This is a genomic window from Rhodococcus antarcticus, assembly GCF_026153295.1.
In the GTDB taxonomy this organism is placed as follows: Bacteria; Actinomycetota; Actinomycetes; order Mycobacteriales; family Mycobacteriaceae; genus Rhodococcus_D; species Rhodococcus_D antarcticus.
In genome coordinates, this window is the sequence record NZ_CP110615.1 from 1,612,749 (window position 1) to 1,638,589 (window position 25,841).

A 25,841-nucleotide genomic window follows, 5' to 3' on the forward strand; every position below is an offset into this window, starting at 1 on the left:
CGCTGGCCCTGCGGGGGTGCCGGGACCGGTAGCGTCCGCCGCCGTGAGACTCGGACTGAACATGGGGTACTGGGGAGCCGGCAACGACGCGGCCAACCTCGAGCTGGCGATCGAGGCCGAGCGCCTCGGCTACGCGGTGGTGTGGGCGGCGGAGGCCTACGGGTCGGACGTGCCCACCGTGCTGTCGTGGGTGGCGGCGCAGACGTCGACCATCGACATCGGCAGTGCCATCCTGCAGATTCCGGCGCGCACGCCCGCCATGACCGCGATGACGGCGGCCACGCTGGACACCCTGAGCGGGGGCCGCTTCCGGCTCGGCCTCGGCGTCTCGGGGCCGCAGGTCTCCGAGGGCTGGCACGGGGTGCGCTTCGACAAGCCGCTCGGGCGGACCCGCGAGTACGTGCAGGTGGTCCGGCAGGCGCTGAGCCGGGAGAAGGTCCGCTTCTCCGGGGAGCACTACGTGCTGCCGCTGCCCGACGGACCCGGCAAGGCCCTGCAGCTGACCGTGCACGGCGCGCGACCGGACCTGCCGGTGTACCTCGCCTCCATCGGTCCCAAGAACCTCGAGCTCACCGGCGAGATCGCCGACGGCTGGCTCGGGCTGTTCGTCACCCCGGACGGGCTGGGCGAGCAGCTCGCGCTGATCGGCGCCGGGCGGGCGAAGGTCGGCAAGGACCTCACCGGCTTCGACGTCGTGCCCACCGCGCCGCTGGTGCCGGGCCAGGACTGGCAGACCTGCGCTGACTCCGTGCGCCCGTACTCCGCCCTCTACGTCGGGGGGATGGGCAGCCGGGAGAAGAACTTCTACAACAACCAGGCCGTCCGGATGGGCTTCGGCGACGCCGCGGCCACCGTCCAGGAGGAGTACCTGGCGCGTCGCTACGACGCCGCCATGGCCGCGGTGCCCCTGGAGTTCATCGACGCCACCGCGCTGCTGGGGCCCGTGCCCCGCATCGCCGAGCGCATGCAGGGACTCGCCGCGGCCGGGGTCACCACCCTCACGATCTCCGTCATGCCGGGGGTCGACGGCGTCGCCGCGCTGCGGGCCGGCGCCGAGGCCCTGGACCTCGCCGGGGTGGGCGCCTGATGGACATGACCTGGTTCCAGGCCCTCGTCCTCGGGCTCGTGCAGGGGCTGACCGAGTTCCTGCCCATCTCGTCCTCGGCCCACCTGCGGATCGTCTCCGGGGTGTTCTTCGGTGGTGACGCGGGTGCCTCGTTCACCGCCGTCACCCAGCTCGGCACCGAGGCCGCCGTCCTCGTCTACTTCTGGCGCGACATCGTCCGCATCATCTCGGCCTGGTTCCGCGGGCTGCGGGACAGCTCGGCCCGCGGGTTCGACTACCGCATGGGCTGGTACGTCATCATCGGCACCATCCCCGTCGGCGTGCTCGGGCTGGCGTTCAAGGACCAGATCCGTTCGGGCGCCCGCAACCTCGTGGTCATCGGCGTCACCCTGATCGTGTTCGCGCTGGTGCTGGCCGCGGCCGAGAAGTACGGCCGGCAGCGGCGGCCGATCGAGGAGCTCACGCTCACGGACGGCGTGGTGATGGGACTCGCGCAGGCCCTGGCGCTGATCCCGGGCGTGTCCCGGTCCGGCGGCACCATCTCGGCCGGTCTCTTCCTGGGGCTGACCCGTGAGGCCGCCGCCCGCTACTCGTTCCTGCTGGCCATCCCCGCGGTGCTGGCCTCCGGGCTGTTCAGCCTGCCCGACGCCATCCACCCGGCCGATCTGGCGACCGCGAACCTGCAGGCCAGCGGGCTGCAGCTGCTCGTGGCGACCGTGCTGGCGCTCGTCGTCGGCTACGCCTCGATCGCCTGGCTGCTGCGGTACGTGGTGAGCCACACCATCTACGTCTTCGTCTACTACCGCATCGTGCTCGGCGTCATCGTGCTGGTGCTGCTGGCCACCACCGGCCTGACGGCCACCTGATCGCGGGCTCCCCGCCCGACGGCGACCTGATCGCGGGCCGACCCATAGGCTTGTCCGCATGACCGTCCTGCTGCTCCGCCACGGCCGCTCCACCGCGAACACCGCGGGGGTGCTGGCCGGTCGCGCCGAGGGTGTCGAGCTCGACGAGAAGGGGCGCGGTCAGGCCGAGGCGATCGTCGCGCGGCTGGCGGCGCTGCCCGTGGCGGACATCGTCGCCTCTCCGCTGACCCGCTGCCAGCAGACGGTGGGCCCCCTGGCCGCCGCCCGCGGACTCACCCCCCGCACCGAGGACCGGCTGGCGGAGGTCGACTACGGCAGCTGGACGGGCAAGGCGATCAAGGACCTGCTCAAGGAGCCGTTGTGGTCGGTGGTGCAGCAGCACCCCTCGGCCGCCGTGTTCCCCGACGGGGAGGGTCTGGCCCAGGTGCAGAGCCGGGCGGTGGCCGCGGTGCGCGAGCACGATGCGCGACTGCTCGCCGAGCACGGCCACGACGTCCTCTGGGTGGCCTGCAGCCACGGGGACGTGATCAAGTCGATCCTCGCCGATGCCCTGGGCACGCACCTGGACGGGTTCCAGCGCATCGTCGCGGACCCGTGCTCGGTGAGCGTCGTCCGGTACACCCCCACCCGCCCGTTCGTCCTGCGCACCAACGACACCGGGGGCGATCTGTCCAGCCTGGTACCGCCCCCGCCGAAGAAGAGGCGGGCCAGCCGGAAGAAGACCGCCGACGGCACCGTTGCAGCAGCCGAGCCCGCCTCGTCCGACGCCGTGATCGGTGGTGGCGCGGGGGCGTGAGCCACCGCTGCCGAACACCCCGTTCTCGCCTAACCTCGGAGGCACCATGTCACGAGTGATCCACGTCTTCCGCACCCCCGACCGGTTCATCGCCGGCACCGTCGGCCAGCCCGGCGAGCGCGCCTTCTACCTGCAGGCCGTCCAGGAGGCTCGCGTCGTCAGCGTCCTGCTGGAGAAGCAGCAGGTGCAGGTGCTGTCCGAGCGGATCGGTGCCCTCCTCGAGGAGGTCGCCCGCCGCTTCGGGGCCGACATCCCCGAGGAGACCGAGGACGTCGGCGACCTGCACCCGCTGACCACCCCCGTCGAGGAGGAGTTCCGGGTGGGCACGATGGGCCTGGGGTGGGACTCCGAGGCCGGTGCGGTCGTGGTGGAGCTCCTGGCGGCCACCGAGGGTGAGGTCGACGAGTCGGTCGTGCTCGACGACACCGACGAGGGACCCGACGCCGTGAGGGTGTTCCTGTCCCCGGAGCAGGCTCGTGAGTTCGCGGCCCGGTCCGGACGGGTCATCTCGGCCGGCCGGCTGCCCTGCCCGCTGTGCGGCGAGGCGCTCGACCCGGCCGGGCACGTCTGCATCCGCACCAACGGCTACCGGCGTGGGGTGGGCATCTCCCCGTCCGCGGCCGCGCCGGACGAGAGCTGACGGGCGCCGGTGGCCGCACCCCTGCCCTCCGCCACCCCACCCCCAGCGCCCGAGGTCCTCGAGCTGCTGCGCCACGGCAGCCTCGACATCACCGGCCGGATCGTGGCGGCCTCCAACGCCACGCTGCTGTGCACGGTGGAGCTGGACGGCACCACCGGCACCTGCGTCTACAAGCCCGTGCGCGGCGAGCAGCCCTTGTGGGACTTCCCCGACGGCACGCTCGCCGGCCGCGAGGTCGGGTCCTACCTGGTCTCGGCCGCCACCGGCTGGGGCGTGATCCCGCCGACGGTGCTGCGCAGCGGTCCCTACGGCAGCGGCATGGTGCAGCAGTTCATCGAGACCCCGGGTGCCACCGTCTCGGACCTCAACGGTGAGGAGGTGCCGGACCTCGACGTCGAGGACGAGAGCTACGAGCTCATCGACCTCTGCGCACCCGAGGCGGTGCCGGACGGCTGGCGCCCGGTGCTGCGCGCCCACGACTACGGCGGGGACGTCGTGGTGCTCGCCCACGCCGACGACGCGCGGCTGCGCCGGATGGCCGTGCTGGACTGCGTCATCAACAACGCCGACCGCAAGGGTGGGCACGTGCTGCACGGCCTCGACGGGCGCGTGTACGGCGTGGACCACGGGATCGCGCTGCACGCGGAGAACAAGCTGCGCACGGTGCTGTGGGGCTGGACGGGCGAACCGATCGGGGACGAGGCCACCGAGGTGCTCAGCCGCCTCGCCGCCGAGCTCGAGGGAGCACTGGGCGAGGAGATGCACGAGCACCTGACCGTGCGCGAGGTGGACGCGCTGCAGCGCCGGGTGCGGGGCCTGCTGGCCAAGCCGACCATGCCCGGGCCACGAGGGGACCGGATGATCCCCTGGCCGGCCTTCTGAGGGCCGGCCGTGAGCGCGCCGGGTCGCGGCCGTGGGCGCCCCGCGCGGCTCTCCCCGTGACCGGGACGGGCGTCCGGATGGGGACCGCGCCCGGCCGATGGGTCCTCCTGGCGACCATCCTCGGCTCCGGGGTGGCCATGCTCGACGCGACCGTGGTCAACGTCGCCCTGGAGACCATCGGTCGTGACCTCGGTACCGGGTTCGGCGGGCTGCAGTGGACGCTCAACGGCTACACCCTCACCCTGGCCGCGCTGATCCTGCTCGGCGGATCGCTGGGGGACCGGTACGGCCGGCGCAAGGTGTTCGTGACCGGGGCCGTCTGGTTCGCGGCCGCCTCCCTGCTGTGCGGGCTGGCGCAGGACGTGCAGACCCTGGTGGCGGCGAGGGCTCTGCAGGGCGTCGGCGGGGCCCTGCTCACCCCGGGCAGCCTCGCCCTCATCTCCGCCAGCTTCGACCCCCGCGACCGGGGCGCCGCGGTGGGTGCGTGGTCCGGGCTCGGAGGCGTCGCCGGGGCGGCCGGGCCCTTCGTGGGTGGTTGGCTGGTGGAGCAGGTGAGCTGGCGTGCGGTGTTCCTGGTGAACCTGCCGGTCGTCGCCGTGGTGGTGTGGGTGGCGCTGCGGCACGTCCCGGAGAGCCGGGACACCGGACCCACCCCCGCGCTGGACGTCACCGGGGCCGCGCTGGCCGCAGTGGGCCTGGCGGGGGTCACCTACGGCTTCATCGGCGGCTCGTGGCCGACAGGCCTGGCGGGGGCGGGAGTGCTGGCGGTGTTCCTGCTGGTCGAGCGGCGGTCCTCGCACCCCCTCGTGCCGCTGGAGCTGTTCAGCTCGCGCCTGTTCGTTGCCGCCAACCTCGTGACGCTCGTGGTCTACGCCGCCATCAGCACGGTGTTCTTCCTGCTCGTGCTCCAGCTGCAGGTGGTGGCCGGCTTCTCGCCGCTCGCGGCCGGCGCCTCCGCGCTGCCGGTCACGCTGCTCATGCTGGTGCTCTCCGCGCGCGCCGGTGCGCTGGCGCAGCGGATCGGACCCCGGCTGCCCATGACCGTCGGCCCGCTGGTCGCCGGGGTCGGGTTGCTGCTCATGCTCAGGGTCGGCCCCGGTGCGCGCTACCTGCCGGACGTGCTCCCGGCGGTGGCGGTGTTCGGGCTCGGGCTCAGCGCCCTCGTGGCCCCGCTCACGGCGACCGTGCTCGGGGCCGCCCCCGGACACCTGGTGGGGACGGCGTCCGGGGTGAACAACGCCGTGGCCCGCACCGCCGGGCTGCTCGCCGTGGCGGCGCTGCCGGTGCTCGTCGGGCTCACCGGGGACGCCTACACCAGCGCGGGCGCGTTCGACCCGGGGTTCCGCCGTGCGATGGTGGTCGGCGCATCACTGCTCGCCGCGGGGGCCGTGGTCGCGGCGGCCCTCGTGCGCACCCCGCCCACCGGGCCCGAGGTGCCGGTGGACCGGATGCCGCACGGCGGGCTCACCGGGCCGGCGCCGCACCCCGACCCCGCCTGAGCGCGCAGGGTGCGGGCCACCAGCGCAGGGGCGGAACCCCGTGGGCGCGAACGGCCCGCAGCCTGCGCGGGAGCTCAGGAGCGGCCCACCACCGGGTTCAGCGCGCTCTGCGCGAGCGCACCGGGCGCGGTGTCCGGCAGGAACTCCTGCCACGTGCCGCTGACCATCGTCGGAGACGCGATCACGCGCGTGCCGTCGGCGAAGTACGTCGTCGCCAGCGCCCGGCGCGGCTGCGTGGTCCGGTTGGGACCCGCGGTGTGGAAGCACAGCGAGGAGTGGAAGCTGACCTCGCCGACGGCGTAGGGCGAGTCGGTCACCTCCACCCCCGACGTGCCGAACCGCTGGGACACCGCCACGTCGTAGGTGGTGCCGACCTTGTCGAAGTCCAGGTCCGCCAGCACCTCCCGCAGCTCGGTCCCGTGGGCGAAGCTCAGCGGGCCCATCTCCGCGGGGATCGCGGACATCGGCATCCACGCCGTGAGCACCTGGTGGGAGTCCAGCGGGAAGTGCTCGTCGTCGTGGTGCCACGGGGTGCGCCCGCACGCGGGCTCCTTGCTCAGGGCGTTGTCGTGGTAGATCCGCACCCCGTCCTCGCCGAGCAGCGACGCGGCCGCACCGCCGATCCGCGACGACGTGGCCACCTGCCGCATGAGGTCGTCGTGCAGCCACATCTGCTCCAGCGCCAGGAAGCGCCCCGCCGTGTCCGTGCCGTGCTGAGCCACCAGCAGCTCCTGCAGCCGCTCGGCCAACCGCCGCACCACCGGCGGGCTCAGCACCCCCGGCAGCTTGACGAAGGCGTTGCGGGAGAACGACTGCACCGCCTCGACCGGAACCACGTACGGCTCGGCCAGGAAGGCCGCGAGCTCGTCGTCGGTGGCCGGGGCGACGTCCGGCAGGCCGGGTCCGTCCACCAGCGGGCCGGCCGCCTCCGGGTTGGCCGCCAGGGTGACGTACCAGTCCCACCACTGCTGGTCGTCGCCCGCCCAGGGGGCGTCGATCCCACCCTCCCGGTTGGCCTCGGGAAGCTTCTCGTTCGTCACAGCCACAGCAGCACCGCCTCGTGCTCGAAGGTCCAGGTCCCGTCGTTCTCGCACTCGGCCAGGTACTGCCCGAGCACCGGTGCCGCCTCCATCTGCTCGAGGCTCACCGTGTCGTCGAACGCGCAGCGCTGCAGGAAGCCCTGCGCCACCGCACGGTCCGACGTCGAGGTCGTGTACCGCACCCGCTCCTCGCGGACGTCGGCCCCGGCCGCGACCAGCGCGTCGCGCACCTGTTCACCCGTGGTGAACGGGGCGACGTCGGCCGCCTCGGGGATGCCGGCGCGGTAAGCGTCGTAGAAGGCCAGGTAGTGCGACGTCGAGCTCGCCTGCGCGACGAACCCGAACCCCCCCGGGGCGATGGCGGCGACGAAGCGCTCCGCGGCCACACCGAGCTCGGCCGGTGGCAGGGCGTAGAGCGCGTGGGTCGCCCACACCACGTCGTAGGTGAGCTCGGCGGGCAGGTCCTGCAGGGTGATGACGAGCTCGCGCCCGGCCACGAAGGGAGCGACGAGCTGGGCCTTGGCCTCGGTCACCGAGAACGCCGAGGGGTCGAGCAGGTCGTACTCGATGGTCGGCTCGGAGGACAGGTCGGCGTAGGTGTGCAGGGCGGTGGGGAACTTGCCGCTGCCGCAGGCCACGTCCAGCAGGGTCTTGCGGCCGCGCAGCAGCGCGGGCCAGTCCGCGGCCAGCGCGAGCTGGTGGTAGTCCTCGGTGGCGAGGGCGTAGAACGCCTCCATCTCGGCCCGGCCCTGCTCGCTCCAGTGCTCGAGGCTGCGGGCGGCGGTGTCGGTGTCGGACGGCACGTCAGGCGTCTCCAGAGGTCGGTGGGGATGCAGCGTGGGTGCTGCCGTGGTTGCGTTGTGACACTACGGCGGGGTGCTCGACGTCGCCGGGTGCCACCCGAGGAGAGCTGAGTGCGAGCGCGAAACCAGCTGCTGGACACCGACGAGCCCGGACGCACGGTGCTCACGCGGCACCTCCCGCTGCCCGCCCTGCACCCGGTGGACTACGCCAGGGGACACGCCCAGTTCGAGGCTCGGTCGGACCAGCGGCGGCGCATCGTGGGGTGGCTGGACGCGAGACTGGCGGAGCACCCGGCCGAGGCACCTCTGTCGGTCCTCTCGGTGGGCTGCGGGACCGGTGCGGTGGACGCCCCGCTGGCTGCGGCCGCTGCCGGCCGAGCGGTGCCGGGCGCCGTCGTGCGGTGGACGGGGATCGACCCGCACGGCCCGTCGGCCGCCGCCTTCGACGCGGCGGTGCGGCACGCGGCTCCTGACGCGGAGGTCGTGGCGCGGGCGTGCACGTTCGAGGCGCTGGACACCTCCGACCGCTTCGACGTGGTGACGTTCGTGCACTCGCTGTACTACGTCCCCGACGTCCTCGCGGCGCTCCGCCGTGCGGTCGCGATGCTCTCCCCGGGCGGGCGCCTGCTCGTGCTGCACGCCCCGCTGGGGGCCCTCAACGAGCTGGCGGCCACGCTCGCCCCGGAGACCGACGGCCACCCGCAGTGGTGGAGCGACACGGTTATCGCCGAGCTGGCCGGGATGGGCCTGCGGGTGCACGTCGAGGAGCTGGACGCCGAGGTGGACCTCACCGGCTGCGACTCGGCGGACCGGGCGCTGCTCGACTTCACCGTCCAGGCCGAGCTGACCGACGAGGCCCGTCCCGCCGTCCTGGAGGCCCTGCGGGCGGCCGCGCGGCCCGGCGGAGGGCTGCGCCTGCCGCACCCGGTGACGGCGTTCACGGTGCGTCCGCGCTGATCCGACCCGGCGACCGACGTCCTCGCGGTCGTCAGCAGCCAGGTCCCGGACCTGTCGGTGGTAGGCCCCCGACCTGTCGGTGGGCGGGCGCACCATGGTGGCCATGAACCACGTGTGCACCATCGTCCCGCCGTACCTGCTGCAGCACCTGGCCGGGTCGCGGGCGGATCGGTCGGCACGGTTCACGTCCTCGGTCGCCGACGTGGCCGGTCGCACGCTCGAGCACGACGCGGCCGTGCGGGCCGCCCGCAGCTCCAGCCTGACGGCGGGTCCGGGTGCGCCGGGCCTCACCCGCACCATCTCCGACGCCCACGGCTCCCAGACCCTGCCGGGTGCGCAGGTGCGCGCGGAGGGGGCCGAGGCGACCGGGGACGCCGCCGCCGACGAGGCCTACGCCGGGCTCGGCGACACGTACGCGCTCTACCAGCAGGCCTACGGCCGCTCCAGCCTCGACGGGGCCGGACTGCTCCTGGGTGCGACCGTGCACTACGGCCGGGCCTACGACAACGCGTTCTGGGACGGCGAGCGCATGGTGTTCGGCGACGGGGACGGGGAGGTGTTCACCCGGTTCACGGTGTCGCCGAGCGTCATCGGGCACGAGCTCACCCACGGCGTCACCCAGTTCACCGCCGGGCTGGTCTACCAGGGGCAGTCGGGTGCGCTGAACGAGTCGCTCTCGGACGTGTTCGGGGTGCTGGTCGAGCAGCACGCCGCCGGGCAGAGCGCCGCGGAGGCCAGCTGGCTGGTGGGCCAGGGGCTGTTCCTGCCCGCCGTCCAGGGCCGTGCCCTGCGCGACATGGCGGCCCCGGGCACCGCCTACGACGACGACGTGCTGGGCAGGGACCCGCAGCCGGCGACCATGACGGGCTACGTGGAGACCACCGACGACAACGGGGGGGTGCACCTGAACTCCGGCATCCCCAACCACGCGTTCCAGCTGGCTGCCGTGGCGATGGGCGGCCGTGCGTGGGAGCGGGCCGGGCAGGTCTGGTTCGACGTGCTCACCGGGGGCACACTGGCGGCTGACGTCGACTTCGCGGGGTTCGCCGCCGCGACGGTCGCCGCGGCCGGGTCTCGCTACGGCGACGGGTCGGACGTGCAGGGTGCGGTGCGCACCGCCTGGAACCAGGTGGGGGTGTCCGTCCGGTGACGGTGGGGACGGAGGGTGCGGTGCTCATCGAGGTGAGTCGCAGCGGTGGCGTCACGGGGATGGTCCGGCGCGGGGTGGTCGACACCGACGGGTGCGACGATGCCGACGTCTGGGTGGCTCTGGCGGTCCGAGCCCGGCCCGTGCCCCCCGCGGCCCCGGAGCCCGCGCCCGTGCGGGACGGGTTCACCTGGACCATCCGGGTGGGCACCGAGCAGACCGTGATCGGTGATGGCGCGCTCACGGGCGCTCTGCGCGAGCTGGCCGAACGGACGCTGCGCGAGGGTCGCCCGCCCCGTCGCTGATCCGCGTGCGACGGGGTGCTGGCTGACCCGGTCACCGGGCGTGCTCGGACGGGGGACGTGCTCGGATCAGGGCGGCCCGGCGCCGTCGGGGTCGGAACCCAGTGCGGTCCAGCGGAACAGGCCCGGGTTGACCTCCGTCGGCGGGCGCCAGACCCGCGCGGCACGTTCGTAGTCGTCGGCCAGCGCCAGGAGGGCCCCCTCCGACCACGCGGTCCCCAGGAGCACCAGCGACACCGGCTCACGGCCCACGGCGGAGTACCCGGCGGGGACGCTGACGCTCGGGTACCCGGCCCGCGCCCCCACCCCGGTGGTGGCCGACGCCGAGACGATCGCCACGAGGTCGTGGGCCCCGAGCACCGAGTCGATCGCGGCACGCGACTCCGTGACGCCGCGCTCCCGGTCGACCTCGTAGGCGGCGGCCGTCGCGGGATCGCCCAGGTCCACCGCCAGGGACGCCTCGAGCAGGGTCTGCCCGAACTTCAGGGCCTCCCGGGCGTTCGCGGAGTAGTGGTCCACCAGCTCGCCGAGCGTCCGCAGCGGCGCACCGGCGGGCAGCCGCGCGAGGTACGCCTCCAGGTCCCGGCGCAGCTCTCGGGTCAGGATCGACGGGGCACCGGTGTCGCCCACCTCCACGGGCACGAGCACCGCCCCGCGCTCGCGCAGCACGTCCAGCGCGGCGGTGAACACCGGGTCCTCGTCGGCCACCACCCCCAGCCGGGCTCCCCGCAGCGCCGCGGTCCCGAGCAGCGACAGGTAGTCCGTGCGGGCGTGCGGGGCGCTCGCCGCCGTCGCCGGATCCTCGGGGTCGACCCCGGTCATCGCGCCCAGCAGCGCCGCGGCGTCGGCGACGTGCCGGGCCATCGGGCCCGCGGTGTCCTGCGTGGCCGAGATGGGGACGATCCCCGTGCGGCTGACCAGGCCCACCGTCGGCTTCACCCCCACCACCGAGCACGCCTGGGCGGGGCTGAGGATGGACCCGGAGGTCTCCGTGCCCACGGTGGCCGCGGCCAGGGCGGCCGCAGCCGCGACGGCGGAGCCCGCGCTGGACCCGCTCGGTGTCCGGCTGGCGTCGTAGGGGTTGAGGACCTGACCGCCGAGCGAGCTGTACCCCGACGGCATCCCCTTGGTGGTGAAGTTCGCCATCTCGGTCAGCGTGGTCTTGCCGAGCACCACCACCCCGGCCCGCCGGAGCGCGGCCACCACCGGGGCGTCGACGTCGGGCATCGAGGTGGCCAGGGCCACCGAGCCGGCCGTCGTCGGGACGCCCGCGACGTCGATGTTGTCCTTGACCAGCACGGGGATCCCGTGCAGCGGCCCACGGACCCGGCCCGCCGCGCGATCGGCATCGGCACGCCGAGCCTGCTGGAGCACGTCGGGGACGAGCGCGGCCACCGCGTGGAGCCCGGGACCACGGGAGTTCACGGCCGTGATGCGGTCGAGGTAGAGCCCGGTGAGACGCTCGGAGCTCAGCCGTCCCGAGGCGAGGCGCTGCTGGAGCTCCGCGATCGTCGCGGTGGCCAGGTCGATCTCGATGACGTCGTCCACGCCACCACGTCACCACGAACCGGTCCCGGGTGCCGGACGGGCGGGACCGGCGGGCGGTCCACGTCGCCGGATCGGCGCCACGCTCGTAGCGTTGGTGGGGTGACGAATGCTGCACGGCCCAGCCTGCCCACCCAGCCGCCCGCAGACCTGCCCACCACCCTCGGCGCCCTCCGCGCCTCCGACCACGTCCAGCGCGGCGTGAAGGACGAGATCCGGCACAACCTGCTGACCAAGCTCCGCGGGGGCGAGGACCCGTGGCCCGGCATCCTCGGGTTCTCCGACACCGTCCTGCCGCAGGTGGAGCGCGCGCTGCTCGCCGGCCACGACATGGTGCTGCTGGGCGAGCGCGGCCAGGGCAAGACCCGGCTGCTGCGCACCCTGACCGGGCTGCTGGACGAGTGGACGCCCGTCATCGCCGGTGCGGAGCTCGGCGAGCACCCCTACGAGCCGATCACCCCGGCCTCGATCCGCCGCGCGGCCGAGCTGGGCGACGACCTGCCCGTCGCGTGGCGGCACCGCAGCGAGCGCTACGCGGAGAAGCTGGCCACCCCGGACACCTCCGTCGGTGACCTGGTGGGCGACGTGGACCCGGTGAAGGTCGCCGAGGGCCGGAGCCTGGGCGACCCGGAGACCATCCACTACGGCCTGGTCCCGCGCAGCCACCGCGGCATCGTGACCATCAACGAGCTGCCCGACCTGGCCGAGCGCATCCAGGTCAGCCTGCTCAACGTGATGGAGGAGAAGGACATCCAGGTGCGCGGCTACACGCTGCGCCTGCCCCTGGACGTCCTCCTCGTGGCCAGCGCGAACCCGGAGGACTACACCAACCGCGGCCGCATCATCACCCCGCTCAAGGACCGGTTCGGCGCCGAGGTGCGCACGCACTACCCGCTGGAGCTCGACGACGAGATCGCCGTGGTCGCCCAGGAGGCGGACCTGGTGGCCACCGTGCCCGAGCACCTGCTCGAGGTGGTCGCCCGGTTCACCCGGCACCTGCGGGAGTCGACGTCGATCGACCAGCGCTCCGGGGTGTCCGCCCGCTTCTCCGTCGCCGCTGCCGAGACCATCGCGGCCGCGGCGCTGCGCCGTTCCGCCGTGCTGGGGGAGGAGACCGCCGTGGCCCGCGCGGTGGACCTCGGCACGATCATCGACGTGCTCCGCGGCAAGCTCGAGTTCGAGTCGGGCGAGGAGGGCCGTGAGCTCGAGGTTCTCGAGCACCTGCTGCGCCGCTCGGTCGCCGACACCGCTCGCGCGCACCTGGGCGGGGTCGACCTCGCCGCCCTGGTCGCGGCGATCGAGTCCGGCACCGCCGTCGTCACGGGCGACTCGGTCACCGCGGCGGACCTGCTCGCCTCGCTGCCCGACACCCCGTCCCTGGACCAGGTGTACAGCCGGCTCGAGGCCGAGGTGGACGGCGAGAAGGCGGCGGCCGCCGAGCTCGCGCTGGAAGGGCTGTACCTCGCCCGCCGGATCGCCAAGGACGCCGACGACGCCGGGAACACGGTGTACCAGGCATGAGCACGCCCGCTCGTCGGCGTCGCTTCGCCTACGGCCCGTTCCACGGGGGGCCCGACCCGCTGGCCCCCCCGGTCGACCTGCGCGAGGCGCTCGACGCCATCGGCGAGGACGTCATGGGCGGCACCTCGCCCCGTGCCGCGCTGCGCGAGCTGCTCCGCCGGGGAACCGACGGTCAGCGCGGCCTGGACCAGCTCGCCCAGCGGGCCAACAAGCGCCGTCGCGAGCTCGTGAAGAAGAACAACCTCGACGGCACTCTCCAGGAGGTCCGCGAGCTCCTGGAGAAGGCCGTGCTGGCCGAGCGCAAGGAGCTCGCCCGGGCGCTGGACGACGACGCGCGGTTCGCCGAGATGCAGCTGGAGCAGCGCAGCCCCTCGGTGGCCGAGGCCGTCAAGGAGCTCAGCGACTACGAGTGGCGCAGCCCCGAGGCGAAGCAGAGCTACGACGCCATCGCCGACCTGATGGGCCGCGAGATGCTCGACGAGCGGTTCCAGGGGATGAAGAAGGCCATGGAGGGCGCCACCGACGCCGACCGCGAGGCCGTCACGGACATGCTCAAGGACCTCAACTCGCTGCTGGCCGCGCACGCCCGCGGAGAGGACGCCGACGACGTCCAGGAGCAGTTCGAGGCGTTCATGGCCGAGCACGGCGAGTACTTCCCGGACGGCCCGGAGAACGTGGAGCAGCTGCTCGACTCCCTGGCGAGGCGGGCCGCGGCCGCCCAGCGGGTGCGCAACTCGCTGACCCCGGACCAGCGGGCCGAGCTCGACGCCCTGGCCCAGCAGGCGTTCGGCTCGCCGGAGCTCGCGGACCAGCTCGCCGAGCTCGACGGGATGCTGCAGGCGTCGAGGCCGGGTGAGGACTGGAACGGCAGCGAGGACTTCCGCGGCCGCAACGGGATGGGCCTGGGCGAGGCCACCCAGGCGATGGCCGACGTCGGCGAGCTCGACCAGCTCCTCGAGCAGATCAGCCAGGCCTACCCGGGTGCGCGGATGGAGGACGTGGACCTGGACGCGCTGGAGCGCCAGCTCGGGCCGCAGGCCGGGGTCGACGCCCGCGCGCTGACCGAGCTCGAGCGCGAGCTGCAGCGCCAGGGCTACCTCGATCGCGCCCCGGACGGGTCCTGGCGGCTCTCGCCCAAGGCGATGCGGCGGCTGGGGGAGTCGGCGCTGCGCGACGTGGCCGAGCACATCAGCTCGCGGACCGGTCAGCGGGAGACCCGTCGCGCGGGGGCGGCCGGGGAACCCACGGGCGCGAGCCGTGAGTGGGAGTTCGGCGACTCGGAGCCGTGGGACGTGCCCCGGACGCTGACCAACGCGGTGCTGCGCTCGGCCGGCACCGGCGAGGCCCTGCGGATGCGGGTGGACGACGTGGAGGTGGTGGAGACCGAGCAGCGCAGCCGGGCGACCGTGGCGCTGCTGGTGGACACCTCGTGGTCGATGGTCGCCGAGGGCCGGTGGCTGCCGATGAAGCGCACCGCCCTGGCCCTGCACCAGCTCGTCAGCACCCGCTTCCGCGGGGACGCGCTGGCGCTCATCGGGTTCGGCCGGCAGGCCCGGACGCTCACCCCGGAGGAGCTGACCTCCCTGGACGGGGCGTACGAGCAGGGCACCAACCTGCACCACGCGCTGCTCCTGGCCGGCCGCCACCTGCGCCGGCACCCCGGCACCCAGCCCGTGGTGCTGATCGTCACCGACGGGGAGCCCACCGCGCACCTGGAGCCGGACGGGCACGCGGTGTTCGACTACCCGCCGCTGCCGCAGACCCTGGGCCTGACCACCCGCGAGCTCGACGGGATCGCCAAGCTCGGGGCGCAGGTGACCATCTTCCGGCTCGGCGACGACCCGCGGCTGGAGCGCGTGGTGGACCAGATGGCCCGGCGGGCGGGCGGGCGCGTGGTGGCCCCGGACCTCGACGGGCTCGGCGCGGCCGTGGTCGGTGACTACGTGCGAACGCGGCGCCGGGCGGGCTGAGCAGGTCAGGCGGTGGGCGGCCAGGCGTCGCCCCACTCCACGTCCCGGGCCGCCTTGTAGACCGAACCCTGCCGCTTGCTGACGAGCTCGGTGCGCTGCCCCGGCTCCCGGGTGCACAGCTCCAGCTCGACGACGCCCTTGCGGGTGCGCGGGTGCCGCACCACCCGGCCCGCCGCGGGGTCGACCAGGGACCGCACGGCCACCAGGTAGGCGTACTTCTCGTCCTCGAAGCCCAGGGTCGCCCCCTTGGCCCGGCGGTGCTCCACGCTGCGCTCCAGCCGCACCGAGAAGTGGCACCAGTCCCTCGTGCCCACCATCGGGCAGGCGAGCTCGTGCGGGCAGGGGGCCAGCACGTGCAGCCCGGCGGCCAGCAGCTGCGCACGGGCCGCGAGCACCCGCTCGTGCCCGGCCACCGATCCCGGCTCCACGACCACCAGGACCTCCGACGCCGCGGCCACCAGCCGGTCCACGAGCGCGGCACGGTCGCCCGGCGCCAGCTCACCCAGCAGGTACGAGGCGGTGACGAGCTCGGCGGTCGGCAGGGCCGCCCCGGAGGTCACCTCGGCCGAGGTCCACGTCGTGCCGAGCACCGACCCGGGGGCACCGGCGGCCAGCTCGGCGCCCAGCCGGAGCACGGCCGGCACCTGCTCGAGCACGGTGTGCGCCTCCAGCGACGGCCAGACCTGCGCCGCGGCCCACACCGCCGAACCCGTCCCGGCCCCCACGTCGAGCTGCGTGCGGGGCGCCAGCGCGGGGGCGAGCCGTGCCGCCTCACCGAGCGCGGCGCGGACCGCGGCCCAGGTGGCGGGCATGCGGTAGTTCGCGTACGCCACGGCATCGAGCTCGCTGACCAGCAGGGGCGTCTCGGCGGGGGAGCCCTCCTGGTAGCGCTCGACGAGCCGCGCGGTGGCGGCGGTCACCTCGGGGGAGGGGTGCCGGGCGACAGCCGCGGCGAGGGCAGCGCGAAGCGCGGGAGGGAGCTCGTGCACGCCCGGACGCTACCGGCCCGGGTCCGCACCGCCGTCCGTGATGGACACCTCGCCCCCCGGGTCCATGAATCACGCACGGGTGAGGATCTCCACCAGGGCCGCACGCAGGGCGGCGGGGTCGGAGACGGCCGAGGTCAGGACCGCGTCGGACCGCTCGGCCGCCACCATCCGCTCGTGCACGCCGCGTCCGGCTCCGGTGATGGTGACGACCACCTTGCGCTCGTCGGTGGGGTCCGCGGAGCGCTCGACGAACCCCCCGCGGACCAGCTTGCCCACCGTGCGGCTCATGGTCTGGTCGGTCACCCGGCAGAGCTGGGCCAGCGCGCGCTGGGGTGAGGGCCCCGACCCGAGGCAGTGCAGCGCGATGAGCCCGGCGTGGGTGAGACCGTGCTCCCGCAGCAGCCCCTCCCAGGAGTGCTCGACCACCCGCGCTGCCGCCGAGAGCAGTCGTCCGGTCGGCCAGTCCTGCACGTCTTCAGCCACCACGGACCCCCTCCCGACTTGCGCTTGTTCAGCATGCTGAACACCATGGTGCAGCCCCCGACAGTACGACCGCACCCCAGGAGCACCGCATGCGAACCACCCCTCGCCGGCTGCGCTGGTTCCTGCCGGCCCTGCTCGTCCTCGTCTGGCTCGTGGTCGGGGGCGTGGGCGGTCCGTTCGCCGGGAAGCTGGGGGAGGTCCAGTCCAACGACAGCGCCTCGTTCCTGCCGGCCTCCGCCGAGGCCACCCAGGTCGCCGGGCTGCAGAAGGCGTTCTCCGACACCACCGTCATCCCGGCGATCGTCGTCGCCGAGCGCGCCGGCGGCACCACGGCGGCCGACACCGCGTTCCTCACCCGGATCACCGGGTCCGTCGAGGGGAAGACCGGCTACGGCGGCGCGGCCAGCCCGGTCATCCCCTCCCAGGACGGCCAGGCGGCCGAGGTCATCGTCCCCGTCGACGGTTCGGTGGACCCCGGTGTGACCGTCGCCGACCTGCGCGAGCGGCTCGCGCAGGGCACCCCGGACGGGCTCACCGTCCTGGTGGGCGGACCGGGTGGTCAGATCGCGGACCTCACCGCGGCCTTCGGCGGCATCGACGGGATCCTGGTGCTCGTCGCCGGTCTCGTCGTCATCGTGATCCTCGTCGTGGTCTACCGGAGCCCGCTGCTGCCGCTGCTGGTGGTGCTGTCGGCGTTGTTCGCCCTCGGCCTGGCGAGCCTGGCGATCTACCTGCTCGCCGACCACCACGTGCTCACCCTCGACGGTCAGAGCCAAGGGATCCTGTTCATCCTGGTGTTCGGGGCGGCGACCGACTACGCGCTGCTGCTGGTCTCCCGGTTCCGCGAGGAGCTGCGCGACACCCCCGACCGGTTCGACGCGCTGCGCTCGGCCTGGCGCGCGACCGTGGAGCCGATCCTGGCCTCGGGCGGAACGGTGATCCTCGGGGTGCTGTGCCTGCTGTTCTCCGACCTGAACTCCAACCGGGGGCTCGGTCCGGTCGCCGCCATCGGGATCGGTGCGTCGCTGCTGGCCTCGCTGACCTTCCTGCCTGCCGTGCTGGCCCTGCTCGGTCGAGCGGCCTTCTGGCCGGTGCGGCCCAAGGCGGGCAGCGAGCACCAGCAGGGTCTGTGGTGGGGCCTGTCCCGACGGATCGGTGCCCGGTCCCGGGCGTACTGGGCGGGCAGCCTGCTCGTGCTCCTGGTGGCCGCGGCGTTCCTGCCCACGCTCAAGGCCGGCGGCGTCGCCCAGTCGGACCTGTTCCTCACCGACGTCGACTCGGTGGCCGCCCAGGACGTGATCGGCGCGCACTTCCCGGGAGGCTCCGGCTCCCCGGCCGTCATCGTCACCGGCGTCGAGCAGGCTGACGCGGTCGCCGCCGCCGCGCAGGTCGACGGTGTGAGCGCGGTGGCGTCGCGGTCGTCCACCGGTCAGCCCGGCGGCGCCCCGAAGGTCGTCGACGGCAAGGTCCTGCTGGAGGCCACCCTGTCCGACGCGCCGGACTCGGAGGCCGCCGTCGCGACGGTGCAACGGGTGCGGGAAGCCGTGCACGCCGTGCCCGGGGCCGACGCCCTGGTCGGCGGGCCCACGGCCACCCAGCTGGACACCCAGACCACCTCGGAGCGCGACCGGAGGGTGATCATCCCGATCGTGCTGCTGGTGGTGTTCGTGGTGCTGGCCCTGCTCCTGCGCGCGATCGTGGCCCCGCTGCTGCTCATCGGCACCGTGGTGCTCAGCTTCGCGGCCACGCTCGGGGTGTCGGCGCTGGTGTTCAACCACGTCTTCCACTTCCCGGGCGCCGATCCGGTGGTCCCGCTGTTCGGGTTCGTCTTCCTCGTGGCCCTGGGGATCGACTACAACATCTTCCTGATGACGCGGGTGCGCGAGGAGTCCCGGACCCGCGGCACGCGGGAGGGCACGCTGCACGGGCTGGCGGTGACGGGCGGGGTGATCACGTCGGCGGGCGTGGTGCTGGCGGCGACCTTCGCTGCGCTGGCGGTCATCCCGATCCTCTTCCTGGCCCAGATCGCCTTCATCGTGGCCTTCGGCGTGCTGCTGGACACCCTGGTGGTGCGCTCGCTGCTGGTGCCGGCCCTGAGCCTGGAGATCGGCCGGAAGATCTGGTGGCCGTCCGCGCTGTCCCGCGGGAAGGGCTGAGCGAGCAGCACCTAGGCTGGAGAGCATGCTGTCCTGGTCCGACCCCGCCCTGCCCACCGTGCCCGGACAGGGCCCGCCGCTGCGTCTGCACGACACCGCCGACGGCACCGTCCGGCCTGTCACCGCGGGGCCCACGGCCACCATGTACGTCTGCGGCATCACCCCCTACGACGCCACCCACCTCGGGCACGCGGCCACCTACCTGGCCTTCGACCTGGTGAACCGCCTCTGGCGCGACGCCGGCCACGACGTGCACTACGTGCAGAACGTCACCGACGTCGACGACCCGCTGTTCGAGCGCGCAGCCCGCGACGGCGAGGACTGGATCGTGCTGGGCATGCGGGAGACGGCGCTGTTCCGCGAGGACATGGAGGCGCTCCGCGTCCTCGCCCCGCGCGACTACATCGGGGCCGTCGAGAGCGTCGAGGAGGTGGCCGCCTACGTCGAGCAGCTGGTGGCCTCGGGCGACGCCTACGTCGTGGAGGACGCCGAGCACCCGGACGTCTACTTCCGCGCCGACGCCACCCGCCAGTTCGGGTACGAGTCCGGCTACGACCGCGCCACCATGGACCGCTTCTTCGCCGAGCGCGGGGGAGACCCCGACCGGGCGGGCAAGCGCGACCCGCTGGACGCCGCCGTGTGGCGCGCGGTGCGCGAGGGCGAGCCGAGCTGGCCCTCGGCGTTCGGCCCGGGCCGCCCGGGTTGGCACATCGAGTGCGCGGCGATCGCGCTCAACCGGATCGGCACCGGCATCGACGTGCAGGGCGGCGGCAGCGACCTCATCTTCCCCCACCACGAGTTCTCCGCCGCGCACGTCGAGGCGATCACCGGTGCGGAGCGGTTCGCCCGGCACTACGTGCACACCGGCATGGTCGGTCTCGACGGCGAGAAGATGTCCAAGAGCAAGGGCAACCTGGTCTTCGTCTCGCGGCTGCGCGGGGACCGGGTGGATCCCATGGCCATCCGGCTCGGGCTGCTGTCGGCGCACTACCGCGCCGACCGGATGTGGACCGCGGACGTGCTCACCGAGGCGAGCGCCCGGCTGCTGCAGTGGCGCCAGGCCACCGCCCTGGACACCGGCCCCGACGCCGCGGACACCGTGGCCCGGCTGCGCCAGCACCTCAACGACGACCTGGACACCCCGAGGGCACTGGCCGCCGTCGACGCCTGGGCCGCGGAGGCGCTGCACCGCCGCGGCACCGACGCCGACGCCCCCGGGCTGGTCCGGGACGCGGTGGACGCACTGCTCGGGGTGGCGCTCGGGTCGTGAGCCTGTCGGCCCCGCGCGTGCAGGTCGACCCCGCCCGCCCCGGTGGTCGCATCCTGCTGCAGGGCGAGGTCTGGCAGTCCTACACCGACCTCGACGACCCCGAGCACCTGCACTTCGCCTACACCCAACGGATCGCCGACGCCGTCGACACCGTGCTGCCCCGGCCCGGGGCGGTGCGTGCGGTGCACCTCGGCGGCGGTGCGATGACCCTGCCGCGCTGGCTCGCCGCCACCCGTCCGGGCAGCAGGTCCACGGTCCTCGAGCTCGACCCCGAGGTGGTCGCGGCCGCGATGGCGCTGGTCCACGTCCCGGCCGCCACGGTGCGGGTGGGGGATGCGCGGGCCGGTCTCGAGGGGCTGGCCGACGGGTGCGCGGACCTGGTCGTCGGCGACGCGTTCGACGGTCGGGCGGTGCCACCGCACCTGCTGACCACCGGCTGCACCACCGAGGTGGTGCGGGTGCTCCGGCCGGGCGGGCTCTACGTGCTCAACATCATCGGTGACGCCCCGTTCGTCGGTCTCCGCGGTGCGCTCGCGACGGTGCGGGCGGCGTTCGGCCACGTGGGCGTCCTCGCGGCTCCGGAGCTGCTGGCCCAGGAGGTGAGCGGGAATGCCGTCGTCGTCGCGTGCGACGAACCCGTGGACTGGTCGGCCCTCGCGAGCCGTGCCGCGCAGCGCGCCGAGCGCCCCACGGTGCTCGGGGAGTCGGGGACCGCGCACTGGGTCGCGGGCGCAGCGGTGCTCGTCGACTGAGATCCGTCTTCCGGTGCGGGGACGGACCCGCCCTGGCAGGGTGCGTCCCCAGCGCGAAAGACCTCTTGCGTCCCGGCTCGTCGCGCTCCACCGCCCCGCCCCCGCGCTCCGCCTCCCCGCCCCCGCGCACCACCCCGTAGGAGTCCCCGTGCGCCGCACGCCCGCCGTCCTGACCCTGGCCGCTGCCGCCGTGCTCGTCGCGGCCTGCGGCTCCACCGTGGACGGGAGCGCCACGGCAGCACCCGGCGGACCGTCCTCGTCGCGCAGCGTCGGGGCGGGCCCGACGTCCGCGGGCGGTTCGTCGAGCAGCGCGCCGTCGAGCGGGTCGTCGTCTCCCTCCCCGGGCGGCGACCTGGCGTCGCTGCTGCTGGGCCCCGGCGACTTCCCGCCGGGCTACGCCGTGGCGGCGGTCGACACCGCCACCCTCGCCGGCCTGGCCGGGGGCGTCGAGGGCCAGGTCCCCGGGCTCACGGTCACGCCGCCCCGGTGCGCGCAGACCAACCCGTACTCAGACCTGACCGGCGCGGCCGGGGTGACCGGTGCGAACAAGGCTGCCGCCCTCGTCGTCGTGGAGATCGTCGGACCGGCCGACGCCGGTGCGCTCGGCCGCCTGGGGGCCACCCTCAAGGACTGCAGCTCCTTCAGCGCCAGCTTCACCGGTCCCGACGGCACGCCGCTCTCGCTCCAGGCGAGCTCCCGCGCCCTGCAGGCACCACCCGTGGACGCGGGCGACACCCTCGGCTACACGAGCACGTCCACCGCGGACGTCGGCTCGGGCACCCCGTTCACCACCACCCAGTCCCAGCTGTACGCCCGGGTCGGCCCCACGCTGGTCGGTGTCGCGCTCAGCTCGATCAGCGGGGCCCCGGTCGACCAGGACCTGCTGGATCGTCTGTTCACCGCAGCGGTCGCCAAGGTGGCGGCGGGCTGATCCGCAGCTCGTGGGACGGTCACCCCGCCGGGACGGCGACCTCACCACGAGCCTCGGGACCACCCGGGCTCTCGACGGTGTCGACCTGCGCGCCCTCAGACCGTTCGGACCCTGCGGGCGGGCCGCGTACCGGGCAGGAGCACCGGGGCCAGCAGGGCCAGCGCGAGGGTCGGCACGAGGAACGCCACCGACGGGTGCACCCCGTAGAGCGGCGTGAGCGCGATCGGGGCCGCGGCGGCGCCCAGGAAGCGCAGCGCCTGGACCACCGAGACGGCGCCGCCCCGGTTCGGACCCTCCCCGGAGAGCACGGAGGCGTTGAGCCCCACGAGCAGCAGCTGACCGGACACCCCGGCCAGGGCCCAGCCGATCCCCACCAGGACCAGCGAGCCCAGCGTGCCCACCAGGCTCACGAGCACGGCCCCGGACAGGGCGCCGAGCAGCGCGCACCGGCGGGCACCGAACCGGTCCACCCCGCCCCCGACCAGCCTCGCCGTCAGCAGCCCCGCCACCCCGAACCCGGTCAGCAGCAGGCCGCGCCCGGTGGGGGAGAGCCCGAAGTCGTCCTCCGCACGGAACGCCACGAGGAAGCTCAGCCCGCCCAGCGCCCCCCAGCCGAGCCCGGCCACCAGCCCGGTGCGCAGCACGTCCGGCTGCAGGGCCGTCCGCAGCCGGGCGGGCTCGCGACCGACCGCCGCCCGGGCGTGCTCGGGCAGCCCCACCACCGCGAGAGCGGCGGCGACCACCGCAACCCCCACGAAGGCGTAGTGCCAGTCGGCCGAGGCTGCGAGCCCGCCGACCAGGGGTGCCGTGGTCTGCCCGGCCGCCTGCAGAGATCCGAACAGGCCCAGCGCACGGCCCAGGCGCCCGGCAGGGGTGACGGCGGCGAGCGCCGCCAGCAGCAGGGGGGTGGTGAACGCGTTGGCCGCTCCCTGGAGCACCCGACCGACGAGCAGCACGTCGAAGGTCGGGGCGAGGACGCAGACGATCGAGGCCAGCACGTAGACGAGATAGGCGACGACCACGGTCCGCGCGCGACCCCAGCGTTCTCCGAGGGTGCCGGAGACGAGCATGAGCGCCCCGAACGGGAGCAGGTAGGCCGTCAGCGTGACCGCGGCCCGACCGGTGGAGACCCCGAGGTCCCCAGCGATCTCCGGCAGCATCGAGGCGGTGACACCCCCGCCGAAGGGACCGAGGAACCCGCCTGCGAACAGTGCCCCGACGGCGAGGCGGCCCCGGAGCGGGGAGCGGCTCACGCCCCCCGGGGACCGTCTGCCGAGCCCGGACCACGACGGCGCAGGTACCGCTCGAACTCGGCGGCGATGGACTCCGCGTCGGACCTGGCGACCGCGTCGGACATGTCGGTCTCCGCGTCACCGCGTTCCTCGAGGGTGCGCACGTAGCCCAGCACGTCCTCGTCCTCCTCGGCCATCTCGGTGACCGCCACCTCCCACTCGGTGGCCTGCTCGGGCAGCCCGATCAGCGGGACCTCCACGTCGAGCACGTCCTCCACCCGGTGCAGCAGGGCGATGGTGGCCTTGGGGTTCGGAGGGGTCGAGACGTAGTGCGGCACCGCGGCCCAGAACGAGATGGCCGGGATGCCGGCGCGCACGCAGGCGTCCTGCAGGACACCGGTGATCCCGGTCGGGCCCTCGTAGCGCGTCTGCTCGACGTTGTACCGCTGCGCCGAGACCGGGTCGGGGGCGGTGCCGGTGACCGGGACGGGCCGGGTGTGCGCGGTGTCGGCGAGCAGGGCACCCAGGGTCACCACGGTGGTGATGCCGAGCCGCTCCACGTGGCTGAGGACCTCCGCGCAGAAGCTGCGCCAGCGCATGTTGGGCTCGATGCCGTGCAGCAGGACCACGTCGCGGGCCGAGCCGGGCGGTCGGCAGACCAGGATGCGGGTCGACGGCCATACGATCTCCCGGGTCACCCCGTCCACCATCTTGACGGTCGGCCGGGTCACCTGGAAGTCGTAGTAGTCCTCGGAGTCGATCTCGGCGAGCAGGGTCGCGTCCCAGCACAGCTCGAGGTGCTCGACGGCGCCGCTGGCCGCGTCACCGGCGTCGTTCCACCCCTCGAACGCGGCCACCAGCACGGGGTCCTGCAGACGGGGCTGCTCGGTCTGCGTCACGCACCCAGCCTACGACCCGGGGAGCGCGGGACCCGCCCACTACGATCGGGCCCGTGCCGGACCACCGCTCCACCGATCTGAGCGCCGTCGACGCGGGGCCGGATCCCGTGGTGCCGGACGCCACGGGGCTCGACGAGGGTCTGGCCCCGCTCGCGGTGCTGTTCGACATGGACGGCACGCTGCTGGACTCGGAGAAGGTCTGGGACGTCTCCCTCGACGACCTCGCCGAGCACCTCGGGGGAGTGCTCGGGCGTGCGACCCGGCACGCCATGGTGGGCTCCAACATGCTCACCAGCCTGGGTCTGCTCTTCGACGACCTCGGGCTCGACCGCGACGCCGCCGGGCTGTCGTCGGCCGGACGGTGGCTGACCGCGCGCACCGCCGAGCTGTTCGACTCCGGCCTGCCCTGGCGACCGGGCGCGAGCGAGCTGGTCGACGACGTGCTCACCGCCGGGGTGCGGACGGCGCTGGTCACCAACACGGAGCGCTTCCTCACCGAGCGCGCGCTGGGCACCCTGGGCCGGGAGCGGTTCGAGGTGGTCGTCTGCGGTGACGAGGTGGCCCGTGGCAAGCCGGACCCGGACCCGTACCTGCGGGCCGCGGAGCTCCTGGGACTCGCCCCGGAGCAGTGCCTGGCCGTGGAGGACTCGCCCACCGGGGCGGCGGCCGCCGAGGCGGCGGGTTGCCCGGTGCTGGTGGTCCCGTGCGAGGTCGCGGTGCCCGCGGGACCGCGCCGGGTGCAGCTGTCCACGCTGCACGGGGTGGGGGCCGCCGAGCTGGCGCGGGTGTGGCGCTCGGTCGTGGTCCCGGTCTGAGCCCTTTTCGCCGCGGGCTCGGCCGACCGGGGCGCCCGTGGGAGGATCGTCCACCGTGAAGACCTTCGACTCGCTGTTCGCCGAGCTGACCGAGCGCGCGGCCACCCGCCCCGAGGGATCCGGCACCGTCGCCGCGCTCGACGCCGGGGTGCACGCCCAGGGCAAGAAGGTGCTCGAGGAGGCGGGCGAGGTGTGGATCGCCGCGGAGCACGAGAGCGACGAGGCCCTGGCCGGCGAGATCTCCCAGCTCCTGTACTGGACGCAGGTCCTGATGGTGGGCCGGGGGCTGAGCCTCGAGGACGTCTACAAGCACCTCTGAGACGATCCCGCCCCCGCCTCTCCTCCGAACCCCCGAACCCCCGAAGGACCCGATATCGTGCTGCGCGTCGCCGTGCCCAACAAGGGCGCCCTCTCCGAGCAGGCCGCCGAGATGCTGTCCGAGGCCGGCTACCGCCGCCGGTCGGACTCCCGCGACCTCACCGTGCTCGACAACGCCAACCAGGTGGAGTTCTTCTTCCTGCGCCCCAAGGACATCGCGATCTACGTCGGATCCGGCCAGCTCGACGTGGGGATCACCGGCCGAGACCTCGCCGCGGAGTCCGGCGCCGAGGTCACCGAGCGCATCGCGCTGGGCTTCGGTGCGTCCACGTTCCGCTACGCCGCCCCGGCCGGCCGCACGTGGGCGCCGTCGGACCTCGCCGGGCTGCGCGTGGCCACCGCGTTCCCGCGCCTGGTGCGCAACGACCTGGCCGCCCGGGGGATCGAGGCCACCGTCATCCGGCTCGACGGTGCGGTGGAGATCAGCATCCAGCTCGGGGTGGCCGACGCCATCGCCGACGTGGTGGGCACCGGTCGCACCCTGCGCCAGCACGACCTCGTGCCGTTCGGCGAGGTGCTGTGCGACTCGGAGGCCATCGTCATCGAGCGCACCGGCTCCGGGACCGACGGGGCCCGTGACCAGCTCGCAGCACGCATCCAGGGCGTCGTGTTCGCCCAGCAGTACCTGATGCTGGACTACGACTGCCCGCGCGCCCTGCTCGATGCCGCCGTGCAGGTGACCCCTGGTCTGGAATCGCCGACGATCGCCCCGATGGTCGACGAGAGCTGGCTGGCGGTGCGTGCGATGGTCGGCCGCAAGGACCTCAACCGGGTGATGGACGACCTCTCGGCGCTGGGGGCCAAGGCGATCCTGGCCTCCGACATCCGCACCTGCCGCTTCTGACCGCCACCCGACGACATCGCGTCCGCGCGATGCGCGGCAGGCCGAGGGGTCAGGCCCG

25 protein-coding genes are annotated in these 25,841 nt (G+C 74.2%); 18 read left to right on the forward strand and 7 right to left on the reverse strand.

The window, feature by feature from the left end:
* Positions 1-43 precede the first annotated feature (43 nt).
* Genes RHODO2019_RS07730 through RHODO2019_RS07755 form a run of 6 tightly spaced genes read left to right on the forward strand, consistent with a single transcriptional unit; the run spans position 44 to position 5,749 of the window.
* Positions 44-1,087, forward strand: a complete 1,044-nt coding sequence (locus RHODO2019_RS07730; protein ID WP_265384387.1) for an LLM class F420-dependent oxidoreductase — start codon at positions 44-46, stop codon at positions 1,085-1,087.
* A gap of 5 nt (positions 1,088-1,092) precedes the next feature.
* A complete protein-coding gene (locus RHODO2019_RS07735) occupies positions 1,093-1,932 on the forward strand; it encodes an undecaprenyl-diphosphate phosphatase (RefSeq protein WP_265384678.1) in 840 nt (279 codons plus the stop codon).
* A gap of 58 nt (positions 1,933-1,990) precedes the next feature.
* Entirely contained in the window at positions 1,991-2,728 is a 738-nt protein-coding gene (locus RHODO2019_RS07740; protein WP_265384388.1) for a histidine phosphatase family protein, read from the forward strand.
* Positions 2,729-2,774: 46 nt separating this feature from the next.
* Positions 2,775-3,368 (forward strand): DUF3090 domain-containing protein, encoded by a 594-nt coding sequence (locus tag RHODO2019_RS07745; protein ID WP_265384389.1) that lies wholly within the window; start codon positions 2,775-2,777, stop codon positions 3,366-3,368.
* Positions 3,369-3,377: 9 nt separating this feature from the next.
* Positions 3,378-4,250: an SCO1664 family protein gene (locus RHODO2019_RS07750; protein ID WP_265384390.1), complete on the forward strand. Its 873-nt coding sequence runs from the start codon at positions 3,378-3,380 to the stop codon at positions 4,248-4,250.
* Positions 4,251-4,306: 56 nt separating this feature from the next.
* Entirely contained in the window at positions 4,307-5,749 is a 1,443-nt protein-coding gene (locus RHODO2019_RS07755; RefSeq protein WP_265384391.1) for an MFS transporter, read from the forward strand.
* Between the two features lie 74 nt (positions 5,750-5,823).
* Here the strand turns inward: RHODO2019_RS07755 and RHODO2019_RS07760 are convergent, their stop codons facing one another.
* Both RHODO2019_RS07760 and RHODO2019_RS07765 read right to left on the reverse strand, forming a co-directional pair.
* Positions 5,824-6,795: a phytanoyl-CoA dioxygenase family protein gene (locus RHODO2019_RS07760; protein ID WP_265384392.1), complete on the reverse strand. Its 972-nt coding sequence runs from the start codon at positions 6,793-6,795 to the stop codon at positions 5,824-5,826.
* Positions 6,786-7,592 (reverse strand): class I SAM-dependent methyltransferase, encoded by an 807-nt coding sequence (locus RHODO2019_RS07765; protein ID WP_265384393.1) that lies wholly within the window; start codon positions 7,590-7,592, stop codon positions 6,786-6,788. The genes RHODO2019_RS07760 and RHODO2019_RS07765 overlap by 10 nt, the downstream gene beginning before the upstream one ends.
* A gap of 111 nt (positions 7,593-7,703) precedes the next feature.
* Between RHODO2019_RS07765 and RHODO2019_RS07770 the strand changes: the two genes are divergently transcribed.
* The 3 genes from RHODO2019_RS07770 to RHODO2019_RS07780 all read left to right on the forward strand — a co-directional run bounded on the left by RHODO2019_RS07770 (position 7,704) and on the right by RHODO2019_RS07780 (position 10,001).
* Positions 7,704-8,549, forward strand: a complete 846-nt coding sequence (locus tag RHODO2019_RS07770; RefSeq protein ID WP_265384394.1) for a class I SAM-dependent methyltransferase — start codon at positions 7,704-7,706, stop codon at positions 8,547-8,549.
* Between the two features lie 103 nt (positions 8,550-8,652).
* On the forward strand, positions 8,653-9,699 hold the full coding sequence (locus RHODO2019_RS07775; RefSeq protein WP_265384395.1) for a M4 family metallopeptidase: 1,047 nt from the start codon (positions 8,653-8,655) through the stop codon (positions 9,697-9,699).
* On the forward strand, positions 9,696-10,001 hold the full coding sequence (locus RHODO2019_RS07780) for a protealysin inhibitor emfourin (RefSeq protein WP_265384396.1): 306 nt from the start codon (positions 9,696-9,698) through the stop codon (positions 9,999-10,001). Before RHODO2019_RS07775 ends, RHODO2019_RS07780 begins: the two co-directional genes overlap by 4 nt.
* Positions 10,002-10,067: 66 nt before the next feature.
* Here the strand turns inward: RHODO2019_RS07780 and RHODO2019_RS07785 are convergent, their stop codons facing one another.
* Positions 10,068-11,546 carry an amidase family protein gene (locus RHODO2019_RS07785; protein WP_265384397.1) on the reverse strand — a complete coding sequence of 493 codons (1,479 nt, stop codon included), beginning with the start codon at positions 11,544-11,546 and terminating at the stop codon, positions 10,068-10,070.
* A 99-nt stretch (positions 11,547-11,645) separates the two neighbouring features.
* Between RHODO2019_RS07785 and RHODO2019_RS07790 the strand changes: the two genes are divergently transcribed.
* Both RHODO2019_RS07790 and RHODO2019_RS07795 read left to right on the forward strand, forming a co-directional pair.
* Positions 11,646-13,064, forward strand: coding sequence for a sigma 54-interacting transcriptional regulator (locus tag RHODO2019_RS07790; protein WP_265384398.1), 1,419 nt, complete (start codon positions 11,646-11,648; stop codon positions 13,062-13,064).
* A complete protein-coding gene (locus tag RHODO2019_RS07795; protein WP_265384399.1) occupies positions 13,061-15,034 on the forward strand; it encodes a VWA domain-containing protein in 1,974 nt (657 codons plus the stop codon). Before RHODO2019_RS07790 ends, RHODO2019_RS07795 begins: the two co-directional genes overlap by 4 nt.
* A gap of 5 nt (positions 15,035-15,039) precedes the next feature.
* Here the strand turns inward: RHODO2019_RS07795 and RHODO2019_RS07800 are convergent, their stop codons facing one another.
* Entirely contained in the window at positions 15,040-16,023 is a 984-nt protein-coding gene (locus RHODO2019_RS07800) for a small ribosomal subunit Rsm22 family protein (protein WP_265384400.1), read from the reverse strand.
* Between the two features lie 69 nt (positions 16,024-16,092).
* Positions 16,093-16,509: a MarR family winged helix-turn-helix transcriptional regulator gene (locus RHODO2019_RS07805; protein ID WP_265384401.1), complete on the reverse strand. Its 417-nt coding sequence runs from the start codon at positions 16,507-16,509 to the stop codon at positions 16,093-16,095.
* 86 nt (positions 16,510-16,595) lie between these two features.
* Between RHODO2019_RS07805 and RHODO2019_RS07810 the strand changes: the two genes are divergently transcribed.
* The 4 genes from RHODO2019_RS07810 (at position 16,596) to RHODO2019_RS07825 (ending at position 21,615) form a co-directional block, all read left to right on the forward strand.
* Positions 16,596-18,662 carry an MMPL family transporter gene (locus RHODO2019_RS07810; protein WP_265384402.1) on the forward strand — a complete coding sequence of 689 codons (2,067 nt, stop codon included), beginning with the start codon at positions 16,596-16,598 and terminating at the stop codon, positions 18,660-18,662.
* Positions 18,663-18,687: 25 nt separating this feature from the next.
* Entirely contained in the window at positions 18,688-19,932 is a 1,245-nt protein-coding gene (gene mshC / locus RHODO2019_RS07815; protein WP_265384403.1) for a cysteine--1-D-myo-inosityl 2-amino-2-deoxy-alpha-D-glucopyranoside ligase, read from the forward strand.
* Complete coding sequence (locus tag RHODO2019_RS07820; RefSeq protein WP_265384404.1) at positions 19,929-20,684, forward strand: spermidine synthase; 756 nt, start codon at positions 19,929-19,931, stop codon at positions 20,682-20,684. The genes mshC and RHODO2019_RS07820 overlap by 4 nt, the downstream gene beginning before the upstream one ends.
* Positions 20,685-20,832: 148 nt before the next feature.
* The gene (locus tag RHODO2019_RS07825; RefSeq protein ID WP_265384405.1) at positions 20,833-21,615 is read left to right on the forward strand and encodes a DUF5642 family protein; all 783 of its coding nucleotides are present in this window, start codon (positions 20,833-20,835) and stop codon (positions 21,613-21,615) included.
* A gap of 95 nt (positions 21,616-21,710) precedes the next feature.
* On the opposite strand, the gene RHODO2019_RS07830 is transcribed toward RHODO2019_RS07825, so the two are convergent.
* Positions 21,711-22,868 (reverse strand): MFS transporter, encoded by a 1,158-nt coding sequence (locus tag RHODO2019_RS07830; RefSeq protein WP_265384406.1) that lies wholly within the window; start codon positions 22,866-22,868, stop codon positions 21,711-21,713.
* Positions 22,865-23,746 (reverse strand): PAC2 family protein, encoded by an 882-nt coding sequence (locus tag RHODO2019_RS07835; protein WP_265384407.1) that lies wholly within the window; start codon positions 23,744-23,746, stop codon positions 22,865-22,867. Before RHODO2019_RS07835 ends, RHODO2019_RS07830 begins: the two co-directional genes overlap by 4 nt.
* A gap of 167 nt (positions 23,747-23,913) precedes the next feature.
* Here RHODO2019_RS07835 and RHODO2019_RS07840 point away from each other — a divergent pair, with 167 nt between their 5' ends.
* Genes RHODO2019_RS07840 through hisG form a run of 3 tightly spaced genes read left to right on the forward strand, consistent with a single transcriptional unit; the run spans position 23,914 to position 25,783 of the window.
* Positions 23,914-24,561: an HAD family hydrolase gene (locus RHODO2019_RS07840; RefSeq protein WP_265384679.1), complete on the forward strand. Its 648-nt coding sequence runs from the start codon at positions 23,914-23,916 to the stop codon at positions 24,559-24,561.
* Between the two features lie 37 nt (positions 24,562-24,598).
* Positions 24,599-24,880, forward strand: a complete 282-nt coding sequence (locus tag RHODO2019_RS07845) for a phosphoribosyl-ATP diphosphatase (RefSeq protein ID WP_265384408.1) — start codon at positions 24,599-24,601, stop codon at positions 24,878-24,880.
* A gap of 57 nt (positions 24,881-24,937) precedes the next feature.
* A complete protein-coding gene (hisG, locus tag RHODO2019_RS07850) occupies positions 24,938-25,783 on the forward strand; it encodes an ATP phosphoribosyltransferase (RefSeq protein WP_265384409.1) in 846 nt (281 codons plus the stop codon).
* The last annotated feature ends 58 nt before the right edge of the window (positions 25,784-25,841 follow it).